Here is a 24,791-nt window from a genome sequence, read left to right as displayed (position 1 = left end):
TAATGATCTGTTTCGCACGAACCGCCCAACTGCAAATACGGCAGACTTCCTCCGGAAGGAAGCTGTTAGTATACACTTTTTCAATCCAAGAAGAAAGATAGGGGAGATCAGACGCATGAACAAAATGGTGATGACTTGTTTGACGACGGTCCTGAGTTTGTCGATGCTGGCGGCGTGCGGCGGAGGGAGTACACCGGCTGCCGGGGGCAGTGGAGCGGAGCCGGCCAAGAGCGAAGGGGCGAAGCCTGCGGACAGCGGGGCAGGGGGCAAGAAGAAATACGCCATTATCTTCAAAAACACAGGCAACCCGTACGGCGAGAAGATGATGGAGGGCTTCAAGGCCTCCGTGACGGAGCTGGGCGGCGAAGCGATACTGAAGGCGCCGGATCAGCCGACGGCCGAGGCGCAGATCAAGATGATCGAGGAGCTCATCTCGCAGAAGGTCCAGGCGATCGCGATCTCCGGGAATGACCCGGATGCGCTGCAGCCTGCGCTGAAGAAGGCGATGAATGCGGGCATTAAGGTGCTCTCCCTTGATTCCGCGGTCAATGCGCAGAGCCGCATGGTGCACGTCAATCAGGCGGACCCGGAGCGGATCGGCCGGGTGCAGGTGCAGGCGATCTCCGAGATGATCGGCGGCAAGGGCGAGATTGCCGTGCTCAGTGCGACCTCCCAGGCGACGAACCAGAACCTCTGGATCGACTGGATGAAGAAGGAGCTGGAGGATCCCAAGTATAAGGACATGAAGCTGGTCAAAGTAGCCTACGGCGACGATCTCCGCGACAAGAGCGTGTCCGAGACGGAAGCGCTGCTGAAATCGTATCCGAACCTGAAGGGCATCATTGCCCCGACTACGGTAGGGATTGCGGCGGCAGGCAAGGTGCTGACCGACAAAGGCCTGAAGGGCAAGGTGCATCTCACCGGCCTCGGCCTGCCGAGCGAGATGGCGCAGTACATCGAATCCGGCGTCTCGCAGTGGATGTACCTGTGGAATCCGGTCGATGTGGGCTATCTGGCCGGCTATACGGCGGATGCGCTCGTGCAGGGCACGATCACCGGCAAGACCGGCGACAAGTTCAAGGCCGGCCGGCTCGGAGACAAGGAGATCATCGCCGACGACAAGGGCACGCAGGTCATGCTCGGCGATCCGTTCAAATTCGACGCGAAGAATATCGGCGAGTGGAAATCGGTATACTAGACCGCAGATCAACAGGCCTATGAAGTTTCGGCAGCCGCAGGCTCCCGGGCATGGATGGAAGCATCATGCCGCCGGGAGTCTGTTTTTTTCTGAGGCGTTCTTCATTAGAGGTTGTCCGCAAGGGCTGAAGGTTTAATTAGAGGTAGCGGGAACAAAAATGATACTGGACACTTCAAATTTAATTGTATACAATCAAATAACCAAGTGTTGACACGTTCATCCGATCCATCATTCCTCAGGAGGTCCCTACCATGTCTATCTATGATTTCGAGGTCACCACGATCCGCGGAGAAAAGACGACCCTGGCCCCCTACCAGGGGCAGGTGCTGCTCATCGTCAATACGGCAACCAAGTGCGGATTTGCCCCGCAGTTCAAGGGGCTGCAGAAGCTGCACGATACGTACCGCGACAAGGGGTTTGCCGTACTGGGCTTTCCGAGCAGCCAGTTCCTTGACCAGGAGCTGCACGATAACGCGGACATTGCGCAGTCCTGTGAGCTGAACCACGGCGTGTCGTTCCCGCTCTATGCGAAGATCGATGTGAACGGCAGCGGTGCCCATCCCTTGTTCCAATATCTGAGCAGCGAGGCCCGCGGTCTGCTCGGCTCCAAGGCGATCAAGTGGAACTTCACCAAGTTCCTTGTTGACCGGAATGGCCGTGTCCTGAAACGTTTTGCCCCAACCGATACCCCGGAGATGATCGAGAGCCGGATCGCGGAGCTGCTTGATCCCGCGGCGGTGTGAGTCCGTGCACAGATAGCCTCTATATCTAAAGGAGACCCTCTCTTCTATGTAAAGGAGGGGCTTCTTTAGGTTCGGCTTGTTTGGATGCGGGCTGCTCGGCATCTATATGCTGGTCTTGGATCTGTCCAGCATCCTCTGGTCCTTCCGTGAGTATGCCGGAGATTATCTGGGCATAGAGCCTTACGCAGGGCAGAACGGGATCCTATTGGACTTCATTGTTCATGTGACGAATATTGGCGTAAGCCTGTTCCTGATCTTCAGGGCCGGCTGGATTTCCCGGAAGCTCCATGGCATATGGAATCGGGAGCCGTGAACGGCAAACATAGCAAGCTCCTGTATATCACAAAATAAACCCCCAGTGCGCCATTCTTCCAGCATGCGCGCGCCTGGGGTTATTGGTTTTGAAATCGGCTGTGGGCTCACTCACTTAGAAGCCTCCGAAGTGGTTCGAACGGTCGGCGAGGGCATCGATGATCTCTTCTTCTTGACGGAAGTGATTCCTCAAGATCGCATAAGCCTGAACCAGCATCGAAGCCAGCTCTTTGGCTTCTTCCTGCTCGACCGGTGCGGTGAGGCGTTCCACCGGTTCGATGAAGGCCAGGATGTACTGCTCGGCCAGCTCATGCTCCTGCTCCATCAGGGTGAACTGCTCCAGCGTCTCCCCGAAATACCAGGTGATCATCGGGAACATGGTGGCTTCCTCCCACTTCGAATGAGCCTCGAGCTCCATCCAGAACGCCTTGACCGTCTGGCCCAGCTGAAGCAGGGCAGGGGTCCAGTTGCCGGTTTCATCCTGCAGCCCGATGGTCCGGGCCATGGCGTACAGCTCCACGAGCTTTTCTTCGAGCATGGCGTGTTCTTCCTTGAGGCGGTCAATCGCTTCCGTCAGCTGGTATAGGGGATGGGTTAAAGTGGTGAAGACGGCCTGCGTGTCGATGGTTTTCATTTGGAATCCCTCCGCTTATGCCAATGGACTGGCTTTGATGATTTCAGTATAGGGGATGGGTACACGAAAGTATGTGAAATGAATCACAAATAAAAAAGATGAATCTTAAAGCGGAGCATGGGGGATACTCGGGGCTGTCAGGCGGGGGCAGGGAGCAGACTGCAGGGAAGCAGGAAGCAGGGAAGCAGGGAAGCAGGCTGATGTCAGAAAAGGGGGAGGAAGTGCTTGTGAGGCAGCAGGAACGGAAGTCTTCTCCCTTATCGGTTTGTCCGGAAGCGGAGCTAGGGAGGGCCGGCATGTACCGGATAATCAATGGATTGGATTTGGCAGGCGGAACCGGCTGCTGCGGCGCTTCGGTTAACTCAGGACTATGGATTGCCATCCGCCCTTGAGCTATGTTGGTGTGGAAGCGATTGCACACATCCACTTTGGAACAATGAGGAGAGATGACCTGATGAAATCGAAAAAATCCGTACCGTTGGCCCTGGGGGCATTCCTGCTGGTAACCGCCGCGGCGCCTTGGGGAGCCCTGCCGGATGCAGCCTCCGCAGCCTCCGCTGGAACGGAAGGAGCCGTATTCTCAGCCTCAACGATGAAGGAGCAGGAGCAAATGACCAAGCAAGCGATCGTCGATTCTTCTTACCAAGGAACCGAAGGGGCTGTTATCGACGGCGTCAAGCAGTACCGTTCCGTTCAGAAAGCCATCTCGGATGTGCCGGCGGACCAGGCGTCGCCTTATGTCATCTATCTGAAGGCAGGGGTCTATAAGGAAGTACTCAACGTGGACAAGCCGTATGTTACTCTCGTAGGCGAGAACGCGAAGCGTACGGTGATTACCTATGATAATGCCAGCGGCACACCGAAGCCGGACGGCAGCGGCACGTACGGAACCACGGGCAGCGCCACGGTGACGGTCAAGGGAGAGAATTTTACGGCGGTCAGCGTAACGTTCGAGAACTCATTCGACGAGGCGAATTCGCCGTACCAGAACAAGCAGGCCGTAGCGATCAAGACGCAGGCGGACCGCGCGATCTTCAAGGACTGCCGCTTTATTGGCAACCAGGACACGCTCTACCCGAACCTCGGCCGCCAGTATTTCGTGGACTCTTATATTGAAGGGGACGTCGACTTCATTTTCGGCGCCGCCACGGCGGTCTTCGAGAATTCCCGCATCCACTCTCTGGACCGCGGTTCCGATACCAATAACGGCTATATTACGGCAGCCAGCACACTGAACTCCAATCCGTACGGCTACCTGTTCATCAACTGCCGGCTGACAAGCGATCCGGGTATGGAGGGCACGGTTTCTCTGGGACGTCCATGGCAGCCAGGCGGCAATACGAATGCCATAGCGAGCGTCGTGTTCAAGCACACCCACATGGGCAGCCACATCACGTCGACGGGCTGGGTGGATATGGGGGCCTCCAAGGCGGAGAACGCGCGCTTCTTCGAATATGACAGCAGAGGACCGGGGGCGCTGGAGAGCCTAACGCGTCCGGTGCTCACCAAAGAGCAGGCGGATCTTCACACGCCGGAGGCTTACTTCGGTGACTGGGATCCGAAGAAAGTGCTGGAGGGGCTCAGTCCATCCTTTGCCAATCCGTCCCTCGGACATCATTAAATACGCAGGAAGAGCAATCCCCCGGCCGGCCGCCGGAGGATTTTTTGGCATCTGTCCGGCCCCTTCTTTGAAAGCGTTCAGACTTTTGTCTATTTTTTGATCAAAAAGTGAATAATCTTTGAACAAACCGGGTAAAGTATGGTATACTGATCTTGCCTTACTAAAGCACTTACATTATCTGTTTTGGAGTGAATCCTATGACGACAAAAACAGCGGCAGTACAAAGCGAAATGCAGGGAGAGCGGGATGTAAACCGCCTCGTGGGTTGGATGACTGCAGCAGCATGGATCTTCCTGGGCTTCGGACTTCTTCTTAGCCTGTTTAACTTACATCACTTCAGCGATCGCAACCCGAGCCTCATGGTAGGAATCGGCTGCATGGTCGGCAGCGTTCACATTTACGTCATGCGGACTGCGATCCACCTGGTCCATTCCCGCGCATCCAATTCGGAGAAATAAGGCGGAAATACCGGCCCAAAACCATACAGATTAGGTTAATTTTTGGAACACCCCCAACCGGAACCAGTCCGGACGAGGGTGTTTTTTGCGTTTTTGTCGGCTTGGTGACAAACTTGTTGCAGAGAAAAGGCGAAGTTTTGACGTATTTGTTAACCCCCGCGTAAAGCCGGAGAGAATCTGCTATGTTATACATATCACTTCTGCTTGTAGTCGTAAGTCATCAAAATGACGCCGGATGGAGGACGGATAGCCTATACATTCCCCTGAACTTCCAAAGGCAGAACTTTGAGAACTTGCGTTTGTGATTTTTGTCACAAGTTTTACCTTTTCGTTATGTTAAGATGTCAACCGTAGAATGAGGAGAATGGAGGACCACCCACCATGCAACAAACAAAACGGACGCTTCGCAGGGCACTTCCGATGCTGCTCCTGCTTGCAGGCGTGCTGCTGCTCTCGGCCTGCGGTGAGCAGCCAATGGTTCTGGACCCGAAGGGGCCGATCGCCTCGGACCAGAAGGATTTGATTCTGATCTCATCCCTCTTGTGCGCCGTGATTCTCTTTCCGGTTCTCGGCCTGACCGCCTACATCGTATGGAAATACCGTGAGCGGGAAGGCAGTACGGCGGCCTACGAGCCGCATTTCTCCCACAGCACCAAGCTCGAATTGATCTGGTGGGGGATTCCGATCCTTATCATCATTATTTTGGCTGCCGTAACGGCCCGATATACGTATGCGCTCGAGCCGACGAAGCCAATCGAGTCCGAGAAGAAGGCAATCACGATTCAGGCAACCTCGCTTGACTGGAAGTGGCTGTTCACTTATCCGGAGCAGGGGATCGCAACGGTCAACTACCTGCAGATTCCGGAGGATGTGCCGGTGAAGTTCGAGCTTACCAGCGACGCGCCGATGAACTCCTTCTGGATCCCGCAGCTGGGCGGGCAGATGTACACGATGTCCGGCATGGGCATGACGCTCTTCCTGCAGGCCGACCATGAAGGCCGGTATTACGGGTCGGGCGCGAACTTCAGCGGCGAGTACTTCGGCGACATGAAATTCTTCGTGGACGTCAAGCCGCAAAGCCAGTTCGACGCCTGGGTTCAAGAAGTCAAGGCTTCGCCGGAGAAGCTCACGAACGATTCGTACGAGAAGCTGGCGGAGAAAGGGACTTCCCCGGTGGTCCTGTACTCTTCGTTCCCGGAAGGCCTGTTCCAGCGCATTGTCACCAAGTATGCTCCGGGCGGCCACGCTCACGGGCAGCATAACGAACCGACGCCTCAGTCGAAGACCGATCCGGTGCAGCAGCCGCTGCCTGACGCCAAGGAAGACCATACCCAGGGCGGCTCGACCGGCACGGACCATTCGGGACACACGGGCCATTAATCCGGCTTGAACACCCGCTAACACAGGCAACCCTGTGAATTACAAGGAGAAAACCAGCGAAAGGAAGTCCTCTACATGCTCGATAAGATACAAGAGTTTGCATCCGAGTTTTTCGTTACCGGGGACCCGCTGATCCTGGGGGCGCAAGTCAGCATCGCGATCGCGATGGTGGCCATCGTGTTCGTCCTGACCTACTTCCGCAAGTGGGTCTGGCTCTGGCGCGAATGGCTGACGACCGTCGACCACAAGCGGATCGGTATCATGTATATCATTTGCTCCATTCTCATGCTCTTCCGCGGCGGGGTCGACGCCCTGCTGATGCGTCTGCAGCTGGCCGTGCCGAATGCGGAATTCCTGCATCCCGAGCACTATAACCAGATCTTCACGACGCACGGCGTCATCATGATTCTCTTCATGGCGATGCCGCTTATGTTCGGCTTGTTCAACGTCATTATGCCGCTGCAGATCGGCGCGCGCGACGTAGCTTATCCGTTCCTGAACGCGCTGAGCTTCTGGCTCTTCTTCTTCGGCGCGATGCTCTTCAACGTCTCGTTCATCATCGGCGGTTCGCCGGATGCGGGTTGGCTCGCTTATCCGCCGCTGTCGGGTCTCGAGCACAGCCCGGGCGTAGGCCAGAACTTCTATATCTGGGGGATTCAGATCTCGGGTATCGGCTCCCTTGCCACAGGCATTAACTTTATCGTCACGATCCTGAAGATGCGCGCACCGGGCATGACGCTGATGAAAATGCCGATGTTCACCTGGTCCGTATTCTCCAGCTGTATCATCATTATCTTCGCGTTCCCGATTCTGACGGTGACGCTGGCACTGCTCTTCCTGGACCGCTTCCTCGGCGCGCACTTCTTCACGCTCGACGGCGGAGGCAACCCGATGATGTATATCAACCTCATCTGGATGTGGGGCCACCCGGAAGTATACATCGTTATTCTGCCGGCGTTCGGGATTTTCTCCGAGATCGTCGCAACGTTCTCCAAGAAGACCCTGTTCGGCTACAAGTCCATGGTCTTCGCCATGTTAATTATTAGCGTCCTTTCGTTCTTCACCTGGGTCCACCACTTCTTCACGATGGGCTCCGGCGCAGACGTCAACGTATTCTTCGCGATCACCACGATGGCCATCGCGATACCGACCGGGGCCAAGGTCTTCAACTGGCTGTTCACGATGTACCGCGGGCGGATCAAGTTCACGACCCCGATGCTGTGGACCATCGCTTTCATTCCGTGCTTTGTCATCGGCGGGATGACCGGCGTACTGCTCTCTGTAGCGCCGGCCGACTTCCAGTTCCACAACAGCTACTTCCTGATCGCGCACTTCCACCAGGTTCTGATCGGCGGCGTGGCGTTCGGTTACTTCGCCGGGCTGTATTACTGGTGGCCGAAGATGTTCGGCTTCAAGCTCAACGAGCACCTCGGCAAATGGGCTTTCTGGCTGTGGAACATCGGCTTCTATGTCTGCTTCATGCCGCAGTACTTCCTGGGTCTCGACGGGATGACCCGCCGTGTCAGCACGTACGACTTCGACATGGGCTGGGGCTCGCTCAACATGGTCTCCACCGTGGGCGGCTTCCTGATGGGGATCGGCTTCATCTTCCAGGTATGGCAGATTGCTTACAGCATTAAGCATCACGAGAAAGACGTCACCGGCGATCCTTGGGACGGCCGCACGCTCGAATGGTCGATTCCGTCGCCTGCACCGGTGTATAACTTCGCCGTAACCCCGCACGTCGAGCATGTCGACGATTGGTGGGAAACGAAGCAGAAGCGTGCCGCAGCAGGGGCGGCGAAGGAGCCGCGTCCGGTGTATGAACCGATTCACATGCCTAAGAATTCCGCGATTCCGTTCGTGAAGTCCGCACTCTGGTTCTTCGTCGGCTTCGGCTTCGTCTGGGACTGGATGTGGATGGCGATCCCGGCCCTGATCGGCGTAGGGATCTGCATGCTGGCCCGTTCGTTCACATATGACGATGATTATTATATCCAGGTTGACGAAATCGAGCGGACCGAGGCCGCGCTGAGAGGGGTGAAGGCATAATGGCACAAGCACACGCAGCCGCCAAGGGCGGACACGGACATCACGACCACGGCCATCATGACCTGGAATCGATGAAGACGTTCGGCTTCTGGCTGTTCCTGATCACCGACTGCATCCTCTTCGGTACGCTGTTCGCCACTTATATCGTGCTTCGCGGCAACACCAACGGGGGCCCGACCCCTGAAGAGCTGTTCCAGATGCCGATGATTCTCGCGGAGACGTTCATTCTCCTTACGAGCTCCTTCACCAGCGGTCTCGCGGTTCTTGCGATGCACCAGGGCAAGGTGAAGCAGCTTATCGGCTGGCTCATTGTAACGGCACTGCTCGGCGCGTCCTTCATCGGGCTCGAGATCTACGAGTTCGTGCATATGGTTCACGAGGGGGCGACGATCTCCACCAGCGCGTTCCTCTCCGGCTTCTTCGCTCTGGTCGGTACCCACGGGCTGCACGTATCCCTGGGTCTCGTCTGGATGATCGGTCTGATGATCCAGCTCCGCCGCAGAGGCATTACACCGGTCACGAAGCGCAAGGTCGAAGTGCTCTCCCTGTACTGGCACTTCCTCGACGTCGTGTGGATCTTCGTTCTCACCGTCGTCTATCTTATGGGGGTGATGTAAAATGGCACAGCAGCATCACGGCGATTCCGCTTCTCATGATGCGTCCCACGGTTCCCTAAAGTCGTATGTGATTGGCTTCCTGCTCTCGATCGTACTGACGATCATTCCGGTTGCCGCGGTCATGAACCACATGCTGGAGGGCAAGCCGCTGCTGATCCTCATCCTCGCGATGGCGATCCTTCAGTTCGCAGTGCAGCTGGTGTTCTTCATGCACCTCAAGGAAGGCGAGAATGCGCGCTGGAACATCATGGCGCTGATCCTCGGGATGATCATCCTGCTGACGATCGTCGCCGGATCGATCTGGATCATGACGTACAATCAGGTAGCCCATTAAAAAAAGATAGCGGGATTCATTTCCCGGATAAGATGAAGGCAAGGCCGGCGCTTCTAACGGAGCGCGGCTCAGCCCGAACACTGGCAGCCTCCTTTGGGAGGCTGTTTTTTTGTTGAAAATCCTCATGTTTTGGCAGAAAGGACAGCGGGTGTAATATACTAAGGGAAACAAAAGCGTGAGGAGGGAGTTCATGCAGTGGATCGCGATGATCGCCATGCTCATCGATCATATCGGGATTGTGTTCTTTAAGGGGGAGCAGGTATGGCGCTGGATCGGCCGGCTGGCCTTCCCGCTGTATGCCTACGGCATTGTGGCGGGATACCGGCATACGAGAAGTCTGCCGAGATACGCCAAGCGTCTCGCGGTCACGGCTGCACTGGCTCAGCTGCCGTACTTGTACGCCTTCGGCTTCATGCAGGTGAACGTCGTGGGCTCGTTTCTGTTCTGCATCGGGGTGCTCTACGTGCTGGACCGGACGGGTCACCCGGCCGCCCGGGCGCTGATCATTGCGGCCGCACTGGTGATCATGCAGGTGCTTCCTTTCGAGTACGGGGGCTACGGCCTGCTGCTCGTGCTGATCTACCGGTATGCGGAGTCCCCTTCCCAGATGTTCCTCGGCCATCTGCTGCTGAACTTCCTCTACTATGTGCTGATGCCGCTGCAGATGCTGAGCATTGCCGGCACGCTGATCATTATTTATGCGCAGAAGCGGCTTCCGGCCCTCTCGGAGAGGTCGGCGCCCGCCTGGCTGTGGCGGGGGTTCTACCCGGGCCATCTGCTCTTGCTGAGCATCGCGGCGGCTTTCCGCAGGGGGCTGTTCGCGGGTTTTTGAGCCGGAAGGTAAGCCGGGTTCAGGGGGGGCGGGAAACGCCGGCATGCAACTTTTGCTGTCGAAGGGTCGTTAAGGTAGGCATCAGGAGAGAAGCGGTCCGCGATCCGTAGGGGGGGCGCCGATGGAAGCTCACGGAGCGAAAGGAAAAAGGAATGCTGCGGCAGGGGGAGTCGACGAATGAACTGGACGAAGTGGTGCAGGAGGGGGATCGCTGCGGCACTGGGCTGCGCTCTGATGCTGCCGGCCGCAGGAGTGCCGGCTGCGGAGGAGAAGACGGGTACTGGTGAGGCAAGATATCATGTGCTGCAGGGTTCTCGGCTGACGCTCGAGGAACGGTTCCAGGAGCTGAAGAAGCAGGGGATCATGGAAGGGGACGAGGCCGGCTCGAATCTCGAGGGGGACACCAATCGCGCTCAGCTCGCCAAGGTGCTGGTGAAGCTGATGGATCTCCCGGAAGCGCCGGGTGCCGCATCAGGCTTCGGTGACCTGGCGGACCACGAGTGGGCCAGGGGCTATATCGGGGCGGCCGCGGAGGCGGGCCTGATGGGCGGCACGGCTGAGGGACGGTTCGCTCCGGGCGACCCCGTTACGCTGGAGCAGCTGGCGGCGGTCTTCGCGCGCGCCTTCGCCCTGAAGCCGGCGGACGGCGAGGATGCGATCGCCCAGTATTCGAAGGTATCGGGCTGGGCCGCGGTGGAGCTCGACGCCGCTTATGCCTCGGGCCTGATCGGCACGGCAGACGATTACACGGTGGCCGCCAAACGGAGCGACCTCGTGGCTTCCGTGTATGGGGCGTATGCCCGTCAGGAGAATTTCCATGCCCGCAGCTGCGGCCGGATGCTCTCCGCCGAGCCCTATGACCGGTGCAGCATTCGCACGGGCCAGACCGTCGGAGGCATGGTCGTTACCGGGGTGGACTACTGGGCGGATAACGATGAGATCTTCGGCTACCAGATCCGCTTCCAGGCGCCGCAGCCTGTCCGGGTCAGCGGCTCATACCGGATCGTGCCGGAGGGGGAAGCCTCGCCGGAGCATGTCGTCTTCCAGGCGGCTCCCGGGGACGCCGGCCGGATTCCGGTGCCGGAGCTCCGGTGGAGCTCCCCCGGGATTGTCGGCAAGTTCAAGTCGTATGACTTGACGGCGGATCAGGGGAATGTGACGATCACCTTGTCGGATTACGAGGATCGGCTCTTTCCCAAGGGCGGGGTACCTGACAGTACCCGGTCCGTAGAGCTCGAGGAGGCTGCCCCGCCGGCATCCTAAGGGCAATGACAGCCGCTGCGGAAGGCAAACGAAAGCCGGACCAGTCTCAGGTCCAGCCCCAGAAGAAGCCGTCGCGGTCCCATGCAGCTTTGCCGCCGTGCAGCTTTTTGAAGATCTTTTTGACTTCCTTGTCGATGGATTCGTTGCCGTTCTCATTCACGTAGATGAAGCTCTCGCCAAAATGGCTTCGGATATAGTTCACCGCGTCCTGCTGGTAGAGGATGCCGGCCTCCTTAAGCTCGCTGAGCATCCAGCGGGCTGCTTCTTCTGCCTTAAGCTGCTGTTCCATGGGTTAACGCTCCTTATGCTGCGTAATTGACGTGTGACGGTCGCTTATTAGTATACCTCATCCGGGGCCTGCCTTGTCGAGATGGGGGCGGGCTCTTGGGGCTGGGTTTCGGTAACCCGCAAAGACACAGTCCTGCGTAGGGGGTCGAAAATGAGCCCCGTGAAGCGCGAAGGATGGGGAGCTCCGGGTCGAAACGGTACGCTTACTGCTGTCATATTTTCCGGGAAATAATGGGCTCGACGAGCAGGGAATTATCGCATCGGGCGAAGGGTGTGGTACTCTATACAGTGAGGAAAACCAGTGAATATAAGGGAAGAGGGGAATTGTGAGATGACAGTGGAACAGCAAAAGATGCTCGTGTTCGTCGGCTCCTATGCGGAAGCCTCCGGCAGCGGGGTGTATGTCTATGCATTGGACGAGGAGAAGGAGGAGTTGACCCTCCTCGATTCGGTATCCGGCCTCAAGAATCCAACCTTCTTGAATCTGGATGCGGAGGGGCGCCGGCTGTATTCGCTCGCCGAGGGATTGTCGGAAGACGGTGCGAAAGTGGGGGAAGCCGTGTCGTTCGACATCGACACGAAGTCCGGGCGGTTGTCGGAGATCAGCCGCGGAATCGGCGTGGATGCGCCGGCCTGCCATATCCAGCGTGTCGGATCGGGACGGTACCTCGTGCTGACAAGCTATCACGGAGGGCGGATCGGGCTCACGGCGCTGGGGGAGGACGGCCGGATCGGCGCCCTGCTGGATACCCAGCAGTATGAAGGTCACGGGCCGCATCCCGAGCGGCAGGACCGTCCGCATCCGCACTCGGCCAACCTCAGCCCGGACGGGCGGTTCCTGTTCGTGCCGGATCTCGGGATGGACCGCATCCGGGTGTACACGGTCGATACCCAGAACAATGCCCTCGTCTATCAAGGCGAGACGCAGACGCATCCGGGGGCCGGTCCGCGCCATATGGCGTTCCATCCGCAGGGGAAGCTGGCCTTCTCCATCAATGAGGTGGATTCGACGATCACCTCCTTCCGGTATGACAGCGAAGCGGGCACCCTGCAGGAGATCGAGCACGTGTCGACGCTGCCTGAGGGCTTTACGGAAGAAAACACGTGCGCGGAGATTGCCGTGTCGGATGACGGACAGTTCCTGTACGGCTCGAACCGGGGGCACGACAGCATTGTCGTCTTCCGCATCGACCGGGAGAGCGGCCGTCTGACGCTTGTCGAACACGTATCGACAAGAGGGGGGCATCCGCGCCACTTCGCTCTGCTGCCTGGCGGACGCCACCTGCTGGCCGCCAACCGCGACTCGGAGAACAACCTGGTGCTGTTCCGTGTCGACAAGGAGACCGGCCGGCTGGCGTTCTCCGGCCAGGCCGTCACCGTGTCGAAACCGGTGTGCGTGCAGGCGGCTTACTTCCCGCTGTAGGCGATAGCGGTTCGACAAAGAGGGGATCTCCTTAAGGTAAGGGGCTCTCCGCAAGTGATCGACTCAAACAAGCCCATCCGGTTAGGATGGGCTTGTTCCGTCTGGGTGGCGGGAAATCGGTGGATGCAGCTTTCAGGTGGAACTTATCTTCCCCCGTGTACCAACAGCATGACTGTCACGCTCACCGCGCCTTCGGCCGGGAGAATTGTCTGAGCAGCTTATAGGCCCGGGGCTGCCGGAGGACCGGACCGCCGTCGGGGGGATCCTGCTTGGAGGTCCGCTCGGCGTACAGGAACAGATTCGTAACCCAGCGTGACAGGCAGAGGATCGTGAGATAGCCGGCGAGCAGATGAAGGTACCCGGTTCCATGATTGAAGCGGAAGAGGTCGAAGGCGACCATCGCCGGTTTGAACAGGAACGAGAGGAACAGGCACAGCGCCGTACCGTAGATATAGTAGTTTTTGCCGAAGTTGATCGTCCATTGATACATGAACATGTAAAGCACCGGAATCAGCGCGGTATCCAGCGGCAGATTGACGGAGAGAAAGGGGATCGCTTTGTACGGATAGATCCACAGCCCGTGGGTGACCCCGTAGGCATCAATGTAGGTGAACAGCATATGGACGCAGAAGCCGTAGAACCCGAGCAGGAACGCCTTGCCGCGGTCAATATACAGGAAGAGCGCAAGTAGCGGAACGACCAGCAGGGCGATCTCCACCCAGAACTGCCAGGTCCCTGCGTGGGAATAGGAGAACCAGTAATTCCAGGTAGCTTCTGAAGAGAGCTCATGAAGCTTTGTCATCCGTTCGAGTTGTGCCGATTGGTCCGTCGTCATGCGATCTGCTCCCATTGTATTGTGGTCCGAAATGGTTCGTAACTAAGGTTTCCACAAGAAGAAGGAATTATGAGGAAGTTATCCCGCAGGTAACAAAACAGCCTGCCCGGAAGTTCCGGACAGGCTTTGTACACTCACGGTGGCTATTCGAGTAGTGGAGGGACCCGGCGGTGCTTCTGCTGTTCGAACGCATAAGCCAGACGAATCAATACGGGCTCGGCATACGCTGTGCCCGTAAACATCACGCCGAACGGGCTTCCATCCCTCCGGTAGCCCGCCGGTACCGCAATGGACGGATAGCCGGCCTTGGCGGCAATATCGTCTCCCGCGGTATGCGGGAAGAGCAGGGCATCGAGCCGGTGCTCCTGCATGACCCGGTCGATGCCTTCCGTACGGGATAACCGGAGATCCGCCAGCCGGTCGAGCAGATACCGGGGCTCGGTCAGCCTGCCCGAGGTTTCTTCCGCCCAGAGCAGGGTGGATTGTCCGTACCGCAGGGTCATCTCCGCATGGGCCTCGTTGAAGGCGATGAGCTCCTTCAGCGAATGCACCGGGAGCTCCGCGGGAAGCCGGCTGAGATACGCGTTCAAGTCCGATTTGAATTCGTATCTCAGTACCTCCGAATGGTGCGAAGCCAGCTCCCGGGCCGATGGGATATCGGACGGATCGACCAGAACCGCGCCGGCCGCCGCGATGTCTTCGAGCAGCGACTCGAAGAGGGCCAGCTCTTCCGCCGTCTGCGAATCGTGATAGACCTGCCGCGGGATGCCGATCCGCGCACCGCGGAGGCCGTCCCGGTCCAGGCAGGCCGTGAAGTCGGACACATTCCGTCCGGCCGATGCGGCGGTTACCGGATCGGCCGGATCGTACCCGCACAGCACGCCGAGCAGCACGGCTGCGTCGGCCACGGTGCGGGCCATCGGGCCTGCGGTGTCCTGGCTGTGCGCCAGGGGAATGATCCCGCTGCGGGAGATGCGGCCCACGGTCGGCTTGATCCCGACGATGGAATGCTGTGCGGCGGGATCGAGGATCGAACCCGACGTCTCGGTGCCGACGGCGACGGCCGTCAGATTGCAGGAGACCGCCGCACCGCTGCCGCTGCTGGAGCCTCCCGCGCAGAAGACGCCCCGGCCGTAGGGGTTCAGCACCTGGCCGCCGCGGGAGCTGTATCCGCTCGGCATACCGGCTGTCATGAAATTCGCCCACTCGGTCATGTTCGCTTTGCCGATGATCACGGCGCCGGCTTCCCGCAGGCGGGTCACGAGGAAGGCGTCCTTCCGGGCGTAATGGTCGGCCAGGGCCAGCGATCCGGCGCTCGTATGCATGGCGTCGGCTGTCCCGATGTTGTCCTTGAGCAGCACGGGGATGCCGTGTATCGGTCCGCGGACCCGGCCGGCGCGGCGCTCTTCATCCGCCGCTTCAGCCAGTTCCAGAGCCTGCGGGTTCCACTCCAGTACGGCATGGATCCGCGGACCGTCCTGGTCAAGACGTGCCACACGGTCCATATAGAACCCGGTCAGCTCCAGCGACGTAAGACCGCCCTGCTCCATGCTTTGGCCCAGCCGGGCTATCGTTGCTTCTTCGATTCTCTCCATGCTGGAGTAATCCTCCCACGCGTCAGGCAAGCAGCCTGTTCTTTTAACTTTCGGTCTGTTGATCGGCTTTATTGTGACCTAAACGGAGCGGCCCATCAAGAGAGAAGTTAACTATATGAAAGAACGGGCTCTTCCCGGATCCTGCTTACTTCCTTGCGCGAATCTCTTCGAGCATCCGCTCCGTGATTTCCCCGAGGGTCCGGCCTCCCAGATCCCCTTCGTCCCGCCTGCGGACCGAGACAGTGCCCGAAGACTTCTCCTGTTCGCCGAGGATGAACATATACGGCACCTTCTCCAGCTGCGCTTCGCGGATCTTGTAGCCGAGCTTCTCGCTGCGGGCGTCGACCTCGGCCCGGAGGCCTGCGGCCGTCAGGGTCTCTTGCAGCTTGTGGGCGTATTCGCTGTAAGCGTCGGAGACCGGAAGCAGCATCGCCTGGACCGGGGCCAGCCACAGCGGGAAGGCTCCCGCATAATGCTCCGTAAGGATGCCGATGAACCGGTCGATGGAGCCGTACACGGCACGGTGGATGACCACCGGACGGTGCTTGAGCCCGTCCTCGCCGACATAAGACAGGTCGAACTTCTCGGGCATCTGGAAGTCGACCTGGATCGTTCCGCACTGCCAGCTCCGCTGCAGCGCGTCGCGGATGTGGAAGTCGATCTTCGGTCCGTAGAAGGCGCCGTCTCCGGGATTGAGGCGGTAGGCGATCCCCCGCGCCTCCAGCACGTTCTTCAGGGAGCGCTCCGCCTCGTTCCACAGCTCCTCCGAGCCCATGGAATCCTCCGGTCTTGTGGACAGCTCGATCTCGTATTGGAACCCGAAGACGCTGTAGATCTCGTCGATCAGCTCGATGATGCCGCCGATCTCTCCTTCGATCTGATCCGGCCGGACGAAGAGGTGGGCGTCGTCCTGGCAGAAGGTGCGCACCCGCATCATGCCGTTCAGCGCTCCGGAGAACTCATGCCGGTGCACCTGCCCGAATTCGGCGAGGCGCACGGGGAGATCGCGGTAGGAGTGCAGCCGGTTCTTGAAGATGAGCATATGGCCGGGGCAGTTCATCGGCTTCAGCGCATACGTCGTATCGTCGACATCCGAGAAGTACATATTCTCCCGGTAGTGGTCCCAGTGGCCCGACTGCTCCCACATGCGGTTGTTCATCATGAGGGGGGTACGCACCTCGTCATAGGCGCGCTGGCGCAGGAGCGTCCGCTCGAAGTGCTCCAGCTCCGTCCGGACCGTCATTCCTTTGGGCAGGTAGAAGGGCATGCCCGGCGCTTCCTCGGAGAACATGAACAGTCCGAGCTCGCGGCCAATCTTCCGGTGATCCCGCTTCTTTGCTTCCTCGAGGAAGCGGAGGTGGTCTTCGAGCTCTGCTTTCGAAGCAAAAGCTGTTCCGTAGATCCGCTGCAGCACCCTGTTCGACGAGTCTCCCCGCCAGTAAGCGCCTGCTGTGCTGAGCAGCTTGAATGCTTTGATCCAGCCGGTGGAGGGCAGGTGAGGCCCGCGGCACAGATCCGTGAACTCGCCCTGGCTGTACAGGGAGATTACCGCCTCCGCCGGCAGATCCCGGATGAGCTCCAGCTTGAGCGGCTCCCCGAGCTCCGCGAAGGTGTGCAGGGCTTCTTCCCTGGACACTTCCCGTCGGACGACGGGGAGGTTCTCCCGGATGATCCGCTCCATCTCCTGCCCGATGGCGGCAAGATCGGCGGGGGAGAGCGGGCGGTCTAGGCCGATGTCGTAGTAGAAGCCGTCACGGATTACGGGTCCGATCCCAAGCTGAACGGACTGTGGTCCGTAGAGCCGCCTGAATGCCTGTGCCATGACATGCGCTGTAGTATGCCGACAGATCTCCAGTCCGTCCGGAGAGTCCAGCGTGACGATGGTTACGGTGAGGACTGCTGTCCCTCCTTCTTCCTCCAGCCGCCGGTCCAGATCTACCAGCTTTTCGTTGACTCGTCCGGCGACAGCCTTTTTCTTGAGGCCCGGGCTGATCGACTCGGCGATGTCCCGGATCGTGGTGCCCGCCGCGTACCTCCTGACCGTTCCGTCCTGCAGTGCCACGCTGATCTCTTTCATGCCTTGTTCCTCCATTTCCTGAATAGTGTGTTGTGAACGCAAAAAAAACGCATCTCGTCCGGTAAGGGACGAGTGCGTTCAGCTCGTGGTTCCACCCTAATTCGACCTGCGCGCCGGATCTGCCGGGGTTCGCCCGGAAGTGCAGCCATCGCAAGGTCCTCATGGAATCCGGTATCGGGGATCAGGCGGCGCCGCTTACTGCCGCAGGCGGTCCTGCGGGTTGGGCGGAGCGGCTGCAAAGGGGTAATCCGCGGACGTTACTGAAGAAGCTCACACCACTCACTTCTCTCTCTGGCAGTCCGGTTCCGGGGATCATGTCTTTGGTCATCGCCGTGCTTTTGAGGTTTGATTCTGTATTATACAGGGGGATTTTCCATTGTCAAGGGGGAAAGTTCAAAGGGATAAGCCGATCAGCACAGGGGAGACGGCCGCCGGTGCCATCAAAAATTTGGGATTCAACTGCCAACCGGAATATGGTAAGCTTTTGCTGGAATGCCTCATGTTCTGAACTCTGCCATGCTGGGGAAGCCTTCTTTTCTCCATAGGATCAAGAAAGTTAACGGCATGGATAGAGGGAAGAGGGCGCTGCTTCGCCAGTTTAAATATAAACCGAATAAAATGTTGGGGTGAACGTCGTGGAGCTGTTCTTGTCGGGATTTCTGCTGTCGCTGGCCTTATGTCTCGATCTGGGGATGGTCAATGTCACGATTATGAAAACAGGAGTCGAACGGGGGCTTGTTCCCGCCGCCCTGGTGGGCTTCGGCTCGGGAATCGGGGATTTGATCTACGCGGTGCTGTCGATGGTGGGCGTCACGCTCATTCTCGAGAATATTTATATCCGGTGGATTCTTTGGATCGGGGGGACGCTCATCCTGCTTCACCTGACCTGGCAGATGATCCGCTCGGTGATCCGGGCGAAAGAGGTCGATCTCGGAGGGGGGACCCAAGGCAGCCGCCGGGGATCGCTCAAGGACTTGTATACGGGCATGACGCTTGCGCTCGCTTCGCCGACGGCGATTCTCTTTTTTGCTTCGATCGGGGGCAGTGTGATCGCGTCGACCACCGATTCCTCTTCCTACGAGTCGCTGATGCTGTTCTTCCTCGGCTTCTTCGTGGCGGGGCTTGTCTGGTCGGCCTTCATGGCGGTGATCAGCAGCCAGGGCGCCAAGCTGCTCGGCGAGAAGCTGACCCGCGGATTCTCCATCGTATCGGCGATCCTGTTCCTGTTCTTCGCGGTCAAAGTCTTCCTCGACGGGTACCACACGCTGCTGTAAGCGGGAGAGAGGGGCGCTGGGACTTCCGGCGGCGGGCCATCGTGGAACATAGGTGCAGAGTTGCGTGGGGTTTGCCGGCAGACCCTATTGGAGCTTGGGTGGGAAGTGACACGGTGATGGGCTTTCTGGCAGGACCCTATGGGAGCTTGTGGGCAAAAGGAAAGGCGCTGGTCCTGCCGGTCAGAATAGCGGAACTCAGGTTCGTAATGTGGGTAGTTTCAGGGGAATCGCGAGGAATAGCGGAACTCAGGTTCGTTAAGTGGGCATTTTCAGGCGGGGCGCAAGGAATAGCGGAACTCAGATATCTTATTGGGCTGTTTTCAACGCAGAGGGGGCCGATTGGACTTCTGTCAATAAAGTAGACACAAAAATGAAGGAACCCTTTAACGCTAAGCTGCTCTTTGTTCATGGTACATCTGTTCAAAGCGATGAGGCGTTTTATAACCCAAAGTGGAGTGGCGCCGTGTTCGGTTGTAGTAAAACTCGATGTAATTATAGAGTTCATCGGTTGCTTGTTTACGAGTTTTAAACTTGGTTTGGTACACAAGCTCTTTTTTCAATGTACTGTGAAAAGACTCGATACACGCATTGTCATAGCAGTTCCCTTTTCGACTCATGCTGCCGGTCATGAAGTAGTCTGCCAGCCGTTCTTGGTAATCACTGCTTGCATACTGAGATCCGCGGTCGGAGTGGTGGATCAAGCCAGGGGCCGGTTTCTGACGCTTGTAAGCAAGCTCCAGGGCTTCGATCACGAGCTCCCTAGTCATCCGCGCGCCTGTAGCCCAGCCCACGATTTTACGTGAATATAAGTCCATCACACTGGCTAAGTATAGCCAGCCTTCGCCAGTGGCGACATAAGTAATATCTGTTACCCAGACCTTGTTGGGTGCCTCCACTTTAAACTGCTGATTTAGGATATTGTCATGAACAGGCATGTTGTGGTTGGAATTGGTCGTTGCTTTGTATTTTCCAACCGTAATCGACTTAAGACCCATCTCTTTCATAAGGCGACTGACCGTTTTTGAGGAGACAGCACAACCGTCTTCCTCTCGCAGAATCGCAGTAATCACGGGGCTGCCCGGGCGCTTCTTCAAACGGTAAAAGTGATGCCGGATGCGTTTTTTCAGCCACATCCGGTGCTTTTCCCGTTTACTAGGCTTGTGTTTTACCCACTTGTAATAGCCGCTTCTGGATACTTGTAAAACGGAGCACATCTTCTCGACACGGTACTGGAAGCGGTGTTTATAAATAAACGAAAAAATCAGTCCCGGTCTTTCGTGAAGAAGTGCATTGCCTTTTTTAAGATTTCGTTCTCCTCTTGCAGTTCGCGGTTTTGCTGCTCCAACTTTTTTAGTCGTTCGTAATCCACAAAGACTTGTGATTGTTCCGAAGCTGCACTTTTCCCGTACTGTTTGATCCAGCGGCTTAAGGTACTTTTCGGAATCCCAAGTTCCCGGGCAATCTCAATTGGCTTCTTCCCCTCCTTCTCTATATGTTCCACTGTTTTTTTCTTAAACTCACTGTCGTAACTCTCCCGCTGCTGACTCATGGCACACCTCGACCTTTGTTCGTTTGTCTTTATTATAAAGGTCGTTCCTTAAGTTGTGTCCACCGTTTAGTCTACTTCCAGATTAGGCGGGATAGCGAATCTCAGTTCCTTTATTTCGCCGAATCGTTCTTGAAGGAAGGCCATAGCGAATCGGAGTTCCGCTATTTTTTGAATAGGATGCCGGGTCAATATCAAAAAGATCGGAGCACTGCTGGATGCAGTGCTATTTGGCGCTGGCTGGGGGAGGGGCAGGGCTGGAGGGGCTGAATGTTTCGGAGTGTCGGAGTGTCGGAGTGTCGGATTGTCGGATTGTCGGGGTGTCGGAGCGTTCGGAGCTTCGAAGGGGCGAAGTCTGTAAGGGCAGAGAAAATCAGTGCAAGGTTCAAACTTACTATTCCTATAAATAAAATTGGTGAATGGGATAGTTCAAATCTTGAATCTGTTTTATAATGGACAGCATAGATTGGGCAGCATGAGGGGAGAGGTGCTTGGAGGTGCGCACGGTATTTCGGTTTCTGCAGCCTTACCGCCGGTCGATGACGGCGGCGATTATTCTGATGCTCGTCGAACTCGTCGTAGAGCTGTGGCATCCGCTGCTGCTGGCCCGGATGATCGACGAGGGGATCGTGCCGCACGACTTCGGGCAGGTGCTCAAATGGGGCGGGCTGATGATCGGACTTGCCCTGCTCGGCTTCATCAGCGGTATCATCAATACGTTCTATGCGGCCGATGCGAGCCAGGGCTTCGCCCATGATATCCGGCAGGCTATGTTCACCCGCCTGCAGACGGTCTCGTATGCGGCGTTCGGCCGGTTTCCGGCTTCGACGCTCATTACGCGGCTGACGAGCGACGTCACACAGACGCAGCTTGCGGTGTTCCTCGGCCTGCGGGTCTTCCTGCGCTCGCCGCTTGTCATGATCGGCGCGCTGGTTCTGGCCGTGTCGGTGAATGCGAAGCTGGCTCTGCTGCTTCTCGTGGTGACCCCGCTGCTCATCGTCCTGCTCGGGCTTGCGATGAAACGGGGCTTCCTCCTGTTCCGCGCGGTGCAGGAGCGGCTCGACCGCATGAACGGCACGCTGCTCGAGAACTTGAAGGGCATCCGCCTGATCCGCGCGTTCGTGCGGGGCGAGCATGAGAAGGGCCGGTTCGCTGAAGCCAACAGCGACCTGGCCGCGAAGACGACGGCAGCCCCTGCGCCTGTCGGAGACGATGATTCCATGCGTGCTACTGGTCATGAACCTCAGCGTGCTGGTGCTGCTGTGGGTCGGCAGCGCGGAGATCGGACGGGGGACGGTGAACGTCGGGGAGGTCGTTGCCGTCGTGAACTATGCTACCCGCATCACAGGGGCTTTCGGGATCATCTCAATGATGATTACCAGCCTCTCACGCGCCCGCGCGGCCGTCACCCGGATGGAGGAGGTGCTCCGGACGGAGGAGAGGCCGGAAGCCGTCCCAGATAACGGAGCGGACCAAGGCCCAAGGGAAGGACGGGAGCCAGGCTCAGCAGACGCTAGAGAGCCGGTGACCGCCGGCGCCGTCGAATTTGACGGCGTGACGTTCCGCTACCCCGGCACAGCCGCGCCGGTGCTCGAGTCGCTGACATTCCGCGTCGGGGCGGGGCAGCTGGCGGTGATCCTCGGCGCCACGGGCTCGGGCAAAACCTCCCTTCTGCAGCTGGTTCCCCGGCTGTACGAGGCCGAGGGAGGTGCGATCCGCATCGACGGAGAGGATGTTCACCGGTACGATCCGGAGAGCCTCCGCCGGGCCATCGGCTATGTGCCGCAGGAGGCGCTGCTCTTCGGCGGCTCCGTGAGGGAGAACCTCGTCTGGGGCCGGGAGGACGCCTCCCTGGAGGAGATGGAGGAAGCGGCGCGCCGGGCCCAAATCCATCAGACGATCGCAGACATGCCGGAGGGGTATGACACGGTCATCGGGCAGAAGGGCTCCACGCTGTCGGGCGGCCAGAAGCAGCGGCTGTCCATCGCGCGAGCGCTGCTGCGCCGGCCAAAGCTGCTGCTGCTCGACGACTGCACAAGCGCGCTGGATGCGAGGACCGAGGCGCGGCTGCTCTGCGAGCTGCGGGCGATGTCCTGTACCATCCTGCTCGTCACGCAGAAGATCACGGCGGCGCAGCAGGCCGATACGATTCTGCTGCTCGAGGACGGGAAGCTCCTCGCCCAAGGAAGCCACGAGGAGCTCCTGGAGAACTCGGACCTGTACCGGAGCATCGTACAATCCCAAGCCAGAGAGGAGCGGGTGGGCCATGCTTAAGCTGCCTGGCATTCCGGACAAATACGCCGAAGCCCTGGAAGGGCTGCTGGAGGGAAAGGAGGCTCCTGCGGCAGGCAGGGGGAAGCCGAAGCCGAAGATCCGCAACCTGAGGTCCACGCTGCAGCGCATCTGGTCTTACCTGGCGGATGCGAAGGGGATCCTGGTCCTGGTCTGTGTGCTGGTTGTGGTGAGCTCCGTGCTCAGCCTGCTCAGCCCGCTCTGGCTGGGGATGGCGATCGATACCTATCTGGTGCGGCGTGACGGAAGCGGCCTGCTGCTCCTGCTGGGCGGATTGGCCGCCGTGTATCTGGTGCAGACCGCCGCGACGGTTCTGCAGAACTACCTGATGATCGGCACCGCGCAGAAAGCCGTTGCCGCCATGCGGGCGGACGTGTTCGCGCAGCTGCAGCGGCTGCCGATTCCTTACTTCGCGAAGCGGCAGCATGGGGAGCTCATGAGCCGGTTCACGAACGACATCGACAATGTCAGCCAGACGCTGAGCTCCTCTTTTATCCAAATCTGCTCTTCGGTGATCACCTTCACCGGCATGCTGGCGGTGATGCTGTGGCTCAGCCCGCTGCTGACCCTGATTACGATGACGGTAGTGCCGGTCATGTTCCTCGGGATGAAGTGGATCACCCGCCGCACGGGCAGGCTGTTCCGGGCCCAGCAGAAGGACATGGGCGCGTTCAACGGCTTCATCGAAGAGACGCTGTCCGGCCAGCTCATCGTCAAGACCTTCGGCCGCGAGGAGCAGGTGAAGGCGGCGTTCGGGGAACGGAACCGGCGGCTGCAGACTTCCGCTTACTGGGCGCAGACGTATTCCGGCTTCATCTCCAAGCTGATGATCATGCTCAACAACATGAGCTTCGCGGTCATTGCGGCGGCGGGCGGCGTCCTCGCCTACAAGGGACTGGTGACCATCGGGGTCATCATCACATTCACGGAGTACGCAAGGCAGTTCGTCCGGCCGCTGAACGACTTGGCAACCCAGTACAATACGCTGCTGGCGGCGGTGGCCGGTGCGGAGCGCGCCTTCGAGATTCTCGACGAGGAAGAGGAACGGGATGAGCCGGGAGCCGCAGCGGTGACAGAAGTCCAGGGGGAGATCGAGTTCCGGGACGTTACGTTCGGCTATGGGGAAGGCGCACCCGCTTTAGCCGATCTGAGTTTCCAAGTGAAGCCGGGGCAGACGGCGGCGCTGGTGGGGACAACAGGAGCAGGCAAAACGACGGTAGTCCAGCTCCTCACCCGCTTCTACGAGATCGACAGCGGGCAGATTCTGCTCGACGGGCAGGATATCCGTACGCTTCAGCGGAGCAGCCTGAGGCGCATCATGGGCTTCGTCCTGCAGGACTCCGTGCTCTTCGATGCCACGATCCGCGAGAATATCCGGTACGGCCGGCTGGACGCCGCGGATGGGGAGGTCGAGCAGGCGGCGAAGCTGGCCAACGCGCACGGGTTCATCTCGAAGCTGCCGCAGGGCTACGACACGGTGCTGCACCAGGGGGGCGGCGGCATCTCCCACGGCCAGAAGCAGCTGCTGGCGATCGCGAGAGCGATGCTGGCCGACCCGGCGATCCTGATCCTCGACGAAGCCACGAGCAGCATCGATACGGTCACGGAGATGCGCATCCAGGAGGCTTTGTCCCGGCTGATGCAGGGGCGCACGAATCTCGTGATCGCCCACCGGCTGAACACGATCCGGGAGGCGGATCTTATCGTGGTGCTCGAGCGGGGCCGGGCTGCCGAGCAGGGCTCCCACGAGGAGCTGATGGAGCGCAAGGGAGCGTACTGCGCTTTGTATGAAGCCCGGGCACAGGAAGAGGAAGCGGAGCCGGAGGCAGGTTAAGAGAGTGAAGGGTTGATAGGATAAAAGATTCAGGAGGCGAAGGTTACGCCCGGAAAAGCCTGCAGTCATGACCATGGACTGCAGGCTTTTTCCGCATGCGATCAGACGCTGCAGCCCGCCGGATCGCCGAACCTATGACCAATTGCTCCTGTCCAAAGAGCGTTACAGAATAGTTACAAACTA

General features: G+C 58.7%; 20 protein-coding genes and 2 pseudogenes. 15 read left to right on the top strand and 7 right to left on the bottom strand.

Translation table 11 applies throughout. The annotated features are described in order from the left end of the window. The first annotated feature begins 115 nt into the window (after nt 1-115). Both rhaS and PM3016_RS33065 read left to right on the top strand, forming a co-directional pair. The gene (rhaS, locus tag PM3016_RS33070) at nt 116-1,198 is read left to right on the top strand and encodes a rhamnose ABC transporter substrate-binding protein (protein ID WP_014372397.1); all 1,083 of its coding nucleotides are present in this window, start codon (nt 116-118) and stop codon (nt 1,196-1,198) included. 251 nt (nt 1,199-1,449) lie between these two features. After that, the gene (locus tag PM3016_RS33065; RefSeq protein WP_013920839.1) at nt 1,450-1,941 is read left to right on the top strand and encodes a glutathione peroxidase; all 492 of its coding nucleotides are present in this window, start codon (nt 1,450-1,452) and stop codon (nt 1,939-1,941) included. 427 nt (nt 1,942-2,368) lie between these two features. Here PM3016_RS33065 and PM3016_RS33055 read toward each other — a convergent pair whose 3' ends face one another. Beyond that, complete coding sequence (locus tag PM3016_RS33055; RefSeq protein WP_013920837.1) at nt 2,369-2,887, bottom strand: hemerythrin domain-containing protein; 519 nt, start codon at nt 2,885-2,887, stop codon at nt 2,369-2,371. A gap of 454 nt (nt 2,888-3,341) precedes the next feature. On the opposite strand from PM3016_RS33055, the gene PM3016_RS33045 reads away from it, so the two are divergent. The 8 genes from PM3016_RS33045 (at nt 3,342) to PM3016_RS33010 (ending at nt 11,444) form a co-directional block, all read left to right on the top strand. Further along, a complete protein-coding gene (locus PM3016_RS33045; protein ID WP_014372395.1) occupies nt 3,342-4,508 on the top strand; it encodes a pectinesterase family protein in 1,167 nt (388 codons plus the stop codon). Nucleotides 4,509-4,705: 197 nt separating this feature from the next. Next, nucleotides 4,706-4,966 (top strand): hypothetical protein, encoded by a 261-nt coding sequence (locus PM3016_RS33040; protein ID WP_013920833.1) that lies wholly within the window; start codon nt 4,706-4,708, stop codon nt 4,964-4,966. Nucleotides 4,967-5,347: 381 nt separating this feature from the next. After that, a complete protein-coding gene (gene qoxA, locus PM3016_RS33035) occupies nt 5,348-6,346 on the top strand; it encodes a cytochrome aa3 quinol oxidase subunit II (protein WP_013920832.1) in 999 nt (332 codons plus the stop codon). Nucleotides 6,347-6,421: 75 nt separating this feature from the next. After that, on the top strand, nt 6,422-8,398 hold the full coding sequence (locus PM3016_RS33030; RefSeq protein WP_013920831.1) for a cbb3-type cytochrome c oxidase subunit I: 1,977 nt from the start codon (nt 6,422-6,424) through the stop codon (nt 8,396-8,398). Beyond that, entirely contained in the window at nt 8,398-9,015 is a 618-nt protein-coding gene (cyoC, locus tag PM3016_RS33025) for a cytochrome o ubiquinol oxidase subunit III (RefSeq protein ID WP_013920830.1), read from the top strand. The genes PM3016_RS33030 and cyoC overlap by 1 nt, the downstream gene beginning before the upstream one ends. A 1-nt stretch (nt 9,016) precedes the next feature. Continuing rightward, a complete protein-coding gene (gene cyoD / locus PM3016_RS33020; protein ID WP_013920829.1) occupies nt 9,017-9,349 on the top strand; it encodes a cytochrome o ubiquinol oxidase subunit IV in 333 nt (110 codons plus the stop codon). A gap of 190 nt (nt 9,350-9,539) precedes the next feature. Continuing rightward, on the top strand, nt 9,540-10,181 hold the full coding sequence (locus PM3016_RS33015; protein WP_014372394.1) for a TraX family protein: 642 nt from the start codon (nt 9,540-9,542) through the stop codon (nt 10,179-10,181). A gap of 177 nt (nt 10,182-10,358) precedes the next feature. Then, nucleotides 10,359-11,444, top strand: coding sequence for an S-layer homology domain-containing protein (locus PM3016_RS33010; protein WP_014372393.1), 1,086 nt, complete (start codon nt 10,359-10,361; stop codon nt 11,442-11,444). A 46-nt stretch (nt 11,445-11,490) separates the two neighbouring features. Here the strand turns inward: PM3016_RS33010 and PM3016_RS33005 are convergent, their stop codons facing one another. Next, complete coding sequence (locus PM3016_RS33005; RefSeq protein ID WP_014372392.1) at nt 11,491-11,733, bottom strand: DUF6953 family protein; 243 nt, start codon at nt 11,731-11,733, stop codon at nt 11,491-11,493. A gap of 330 nt (nt 11,734-12,063) precedes the next feature. Between PM3016_RS33005 and PM3016_RS33000 the strand changes: the two genes are divergently transcribed. Then, nucleotides 12,064-13,155 carry a lactonase family protein gene (locus PM3016_RS33000; RefSeq protein WP_014372391.1) on the top strand — a complete coding sequence of 364 codons (1,092 nt, stop codon included), beginning with the start codon at nt 12,064-12,066 and terminating at the stop codon, nt 13,153-13,155. A gap of 181 nt (nt 13,156-13,336) precedes the next feature. Here the strand turns inward: PM3016_RS33000 and PM3016_RS32995 are convergent, their stop codons facing one another. The 3 genes from PM3016_RS32995 to thrS form a co-directional block, all read right to left on the bottom strand. Beyond that, entirely contained in the window at nt 13,337-13,990 is a 654-nt protein-coding gene (locus tag PM3016_RS32995) for a CBO0543 family protein (protein ID WP_013920823.1), read from the bottom strand. Between the two features lie 143 nt (nt 13,991-14,133). Beyond that, nucleotides 14,134-15,585, bottom strand: a complete 1,452-nt coding sequence (locus tag PM3016_RS32990) for an amidase family protein (RefSeq protein WP_014372390.1) — start codon at nt 15,583-15,585, stop codon at nt 14,134-14,136. Between the two features lie 145 nt (nt 15,586-15,730). Next, entirely contained in the window at nt 15,731-17,662 is a 1,932-nt protein-coding gene (gene thrS, locus PM3016_RS32985) for a threonine--tRNA ligase (protein ID WP_013920821.1), read from the bottom strand. A 635-nt stretch (nt 17,663-18,297) separates the two neighbouring features. Between thrS and PM3016_RS32980 the strand changes: the two genes are divergently transcribed. After that, nucleotides 18,298-18,936 (top strand): LysE family translocator, encoded by a 639-nt coding sequence (locus PM3016_RS32980; protein ID WP_238540385.1) that lies wholly within the window; start codon nt 18,298-18,300, stop codon nt 18,934-18,936. A gap of 116 nt (nt 18,937-19,052) precedes the next feature. Continuing rightward, nucleotides 19,053-19,298 (top strand): hypothetical protein, encoded by a 246-nt coding sequence (locus tag PM3016_RS38325; protein ID WP_148279726.1) that lies wholly within the window; start codon nt 19,053-19,055, stop codon nt 19,296-19,298. Between the two features lie 27 nt (nt 19,299-19,325). On the opposite strand, the gene PM3016_RS39210 is transcribed toward PM3016_RS38325, so the two are convergent. Both PM3016_RS39210 and PM3016_RS39205 read right to left on the bottom strand, forming a co-directional pair. Continuing rightward, nucleotides 19,326-20,186, bottom strand: coding sequence for an IS3 family transposase (locus tag PM3016_RS39210; protein ID WP_238540601.1), 861 nt, complete (start codon nt 20,184-20,186; stop codon nt 19,326-19,328). Between the two features lie 29 nt (nt 20,187-20,215). Then, nucleotides 20,216-20,485: pseudogene (locus PM3016_RS39205) on the bottom strand (transposase); the annotation flags it as partial. 488 nt (nt 20,486-20,973) lie between these two features. On the opposite strand from PM3016_RS39205, the pseudogene PM3016_RS32965 reads away from it, so the two are divergent. Beyond that, nucleotides 20,974-22,756 (top strand): annotated as a pseudogene (locus PM3016_RS32965) (ABC transporter ATP-binding protein). After that, nucleotides 22,749-24,608, top strand: coding sequence for an ABC transporter ATP-binding protein (locus PM3016_RS32960; RefSeq protein WP_014372387.1), 1,860 nt, complete (start codon nt 22,749-22,751; stop codon nt 24,606-24,608). Before PM3016_RS32965 ends, PM3016_RS32960 begins: the two are co-directional and overlap by 8 nt. Nucleotides 24,609-24,791 lie beyond the last annotated feature (183 nt).

Origin of the sequence: Paenibacillus mucilaginosus 3016, from assembly GCF_000250655.1 — a bacterium.
GTDB classification, from domain to species: domain Bacteria; phylum Bacillota; class Bacilli; order Paenibacillales; family NBRC-103111; genus Paenibacillus_G; species Paenibacillus_G mucilaginosus.
This window is presented reverse-complemented; position numbering and strand designations above follow the sequence as displayed.

Excerpts from the sequence above, each read along its gene's own strand:
- PM3016_RS33000 (WP_014372391.1), top strand. The coding sequence starts at position 12,064 with ATGACAGTGGAACAGCAAAAGATGCTCGTGTTCGTCGGCTCCTATGCG.
- cyoC (WP_013920830.1), top strand. The coding sequence starts at position 8,398 with ATGGCACAAGCACACGCAGCCGCCAAGGGCGGACACGGACATCACGAC.
- qoxA (WP_013920832.1), top strand. The coding sequence starts at position 5,348 with ATGCAACAAACAAAACGGACGCTTCGCAGGGCACTTCCGATGCTGCTC.
- PM3016_RS33065 (WP_013920839.1), top strand. The coding sequence starts at position 1,450 with ATGTCTATCTATGATTTCGAGGTCACCACGATCCGCGGAGAAAAGACG.
- PM3016_RS33040 (WP_013920833.1), top strand. The coding sequence starts at position 4,706 with ATGACGACAAAAACAGCGGCAGTACAAAGCGAAATGCAGGGAGAGCGG.
- PM3016_RS32995 (WP_013920823.1), bottom strand. The coding sequence starts at position 13,990 with ATGACGACGGACCAATCGGCACAACTCGAACGGATGACAAAGCTTCAT.
- PM3016_RS32990 (WP_014372390.1), bottom strand. The coding sequence starts at position 15,585 with ATGGAGAGAATCGAAGAAGCAACGATAGCCCGGCTGGGCCAAAGCATG.
- PM3016_RS33005 (WP_014372392.1), bottom strand. The coding sequence starts at position 11,733 with ATGGAACAGCAGCTTAAGGCAGAAGAAGCAGCCCGCTGGATGCTCAGC.
- PM3016_RS38325 (WP_148279726.1), top strand. The coding sequence starts at position 19,053 with ATGGGCTTTCTGGCAGGACCCTATGGGAGCTTGTGGGCAAAAGGAAAG.
- cyoD (WP_013920829.1), top strand. The coding sequence starts at position 9,017 with ATGGCACAGCAGCATCACGGCGATTCCGCTTCTCATGATGCGTCCCAC.
- PM3016_RS32960 (WP_014372387.1), top strand. The coding sequence starts at position 22,749 with ATGCTTAAGCTGCCTGGCATTCCGGACAAATACGCCGAAGCCCTGGAA.
- PM3016_RS33045 (WP_014372395.1), top strand. The coding sequence starts at position 3,342 with ATGAAATCGAAAAAATCCGTACCGTTGGCCCTGGGGGCATTCCTGCTG.
- thrS (WP_013920821.1), bottom strand. The coding sequence starts at position 17,662 with ATGAAAGAGATCAGCGTGGCACTGCAGGACGGAACGGTCAGGAGGTAC.
- PM3016_RS33015 (WP_014372394.1), top strand. The coding sequence starts at position 9,540 with ATGCAGTGGATCGCGATGATCGCCATGCTCATCGATCATATCGGGATT.
- PM3016_RS33030 (WP_013920831.1), top strand. The coding sequence starts at position 6,422 with ATGCTCGATAAGATACAAGAGTTTGCATCCGAGTTTTTCGTTACCGGG.
- PM3016_RS33055 (WP_013920837.1), bottom strand. The coding sequence starts at position 2,887 with ATGAAAACCATCGACACGCAGGCCGTCTTCACCACTTTAACCCATCCC.
- PM3016_RS33010 (WP_014372393.1), top strand. The coding sequence starts at position 10,359 with ATGAACTGGACGAAGTGGTGCAGGAGGGGGATCGCTGCGGCACTGGGC.
- rhaS (WP_014372397.1), top strand. The coding sequence starts at position 116 with ATGAACAAAATGGTGATGACTTGTTTGACGACGGTCCTGAGTTTGTCG.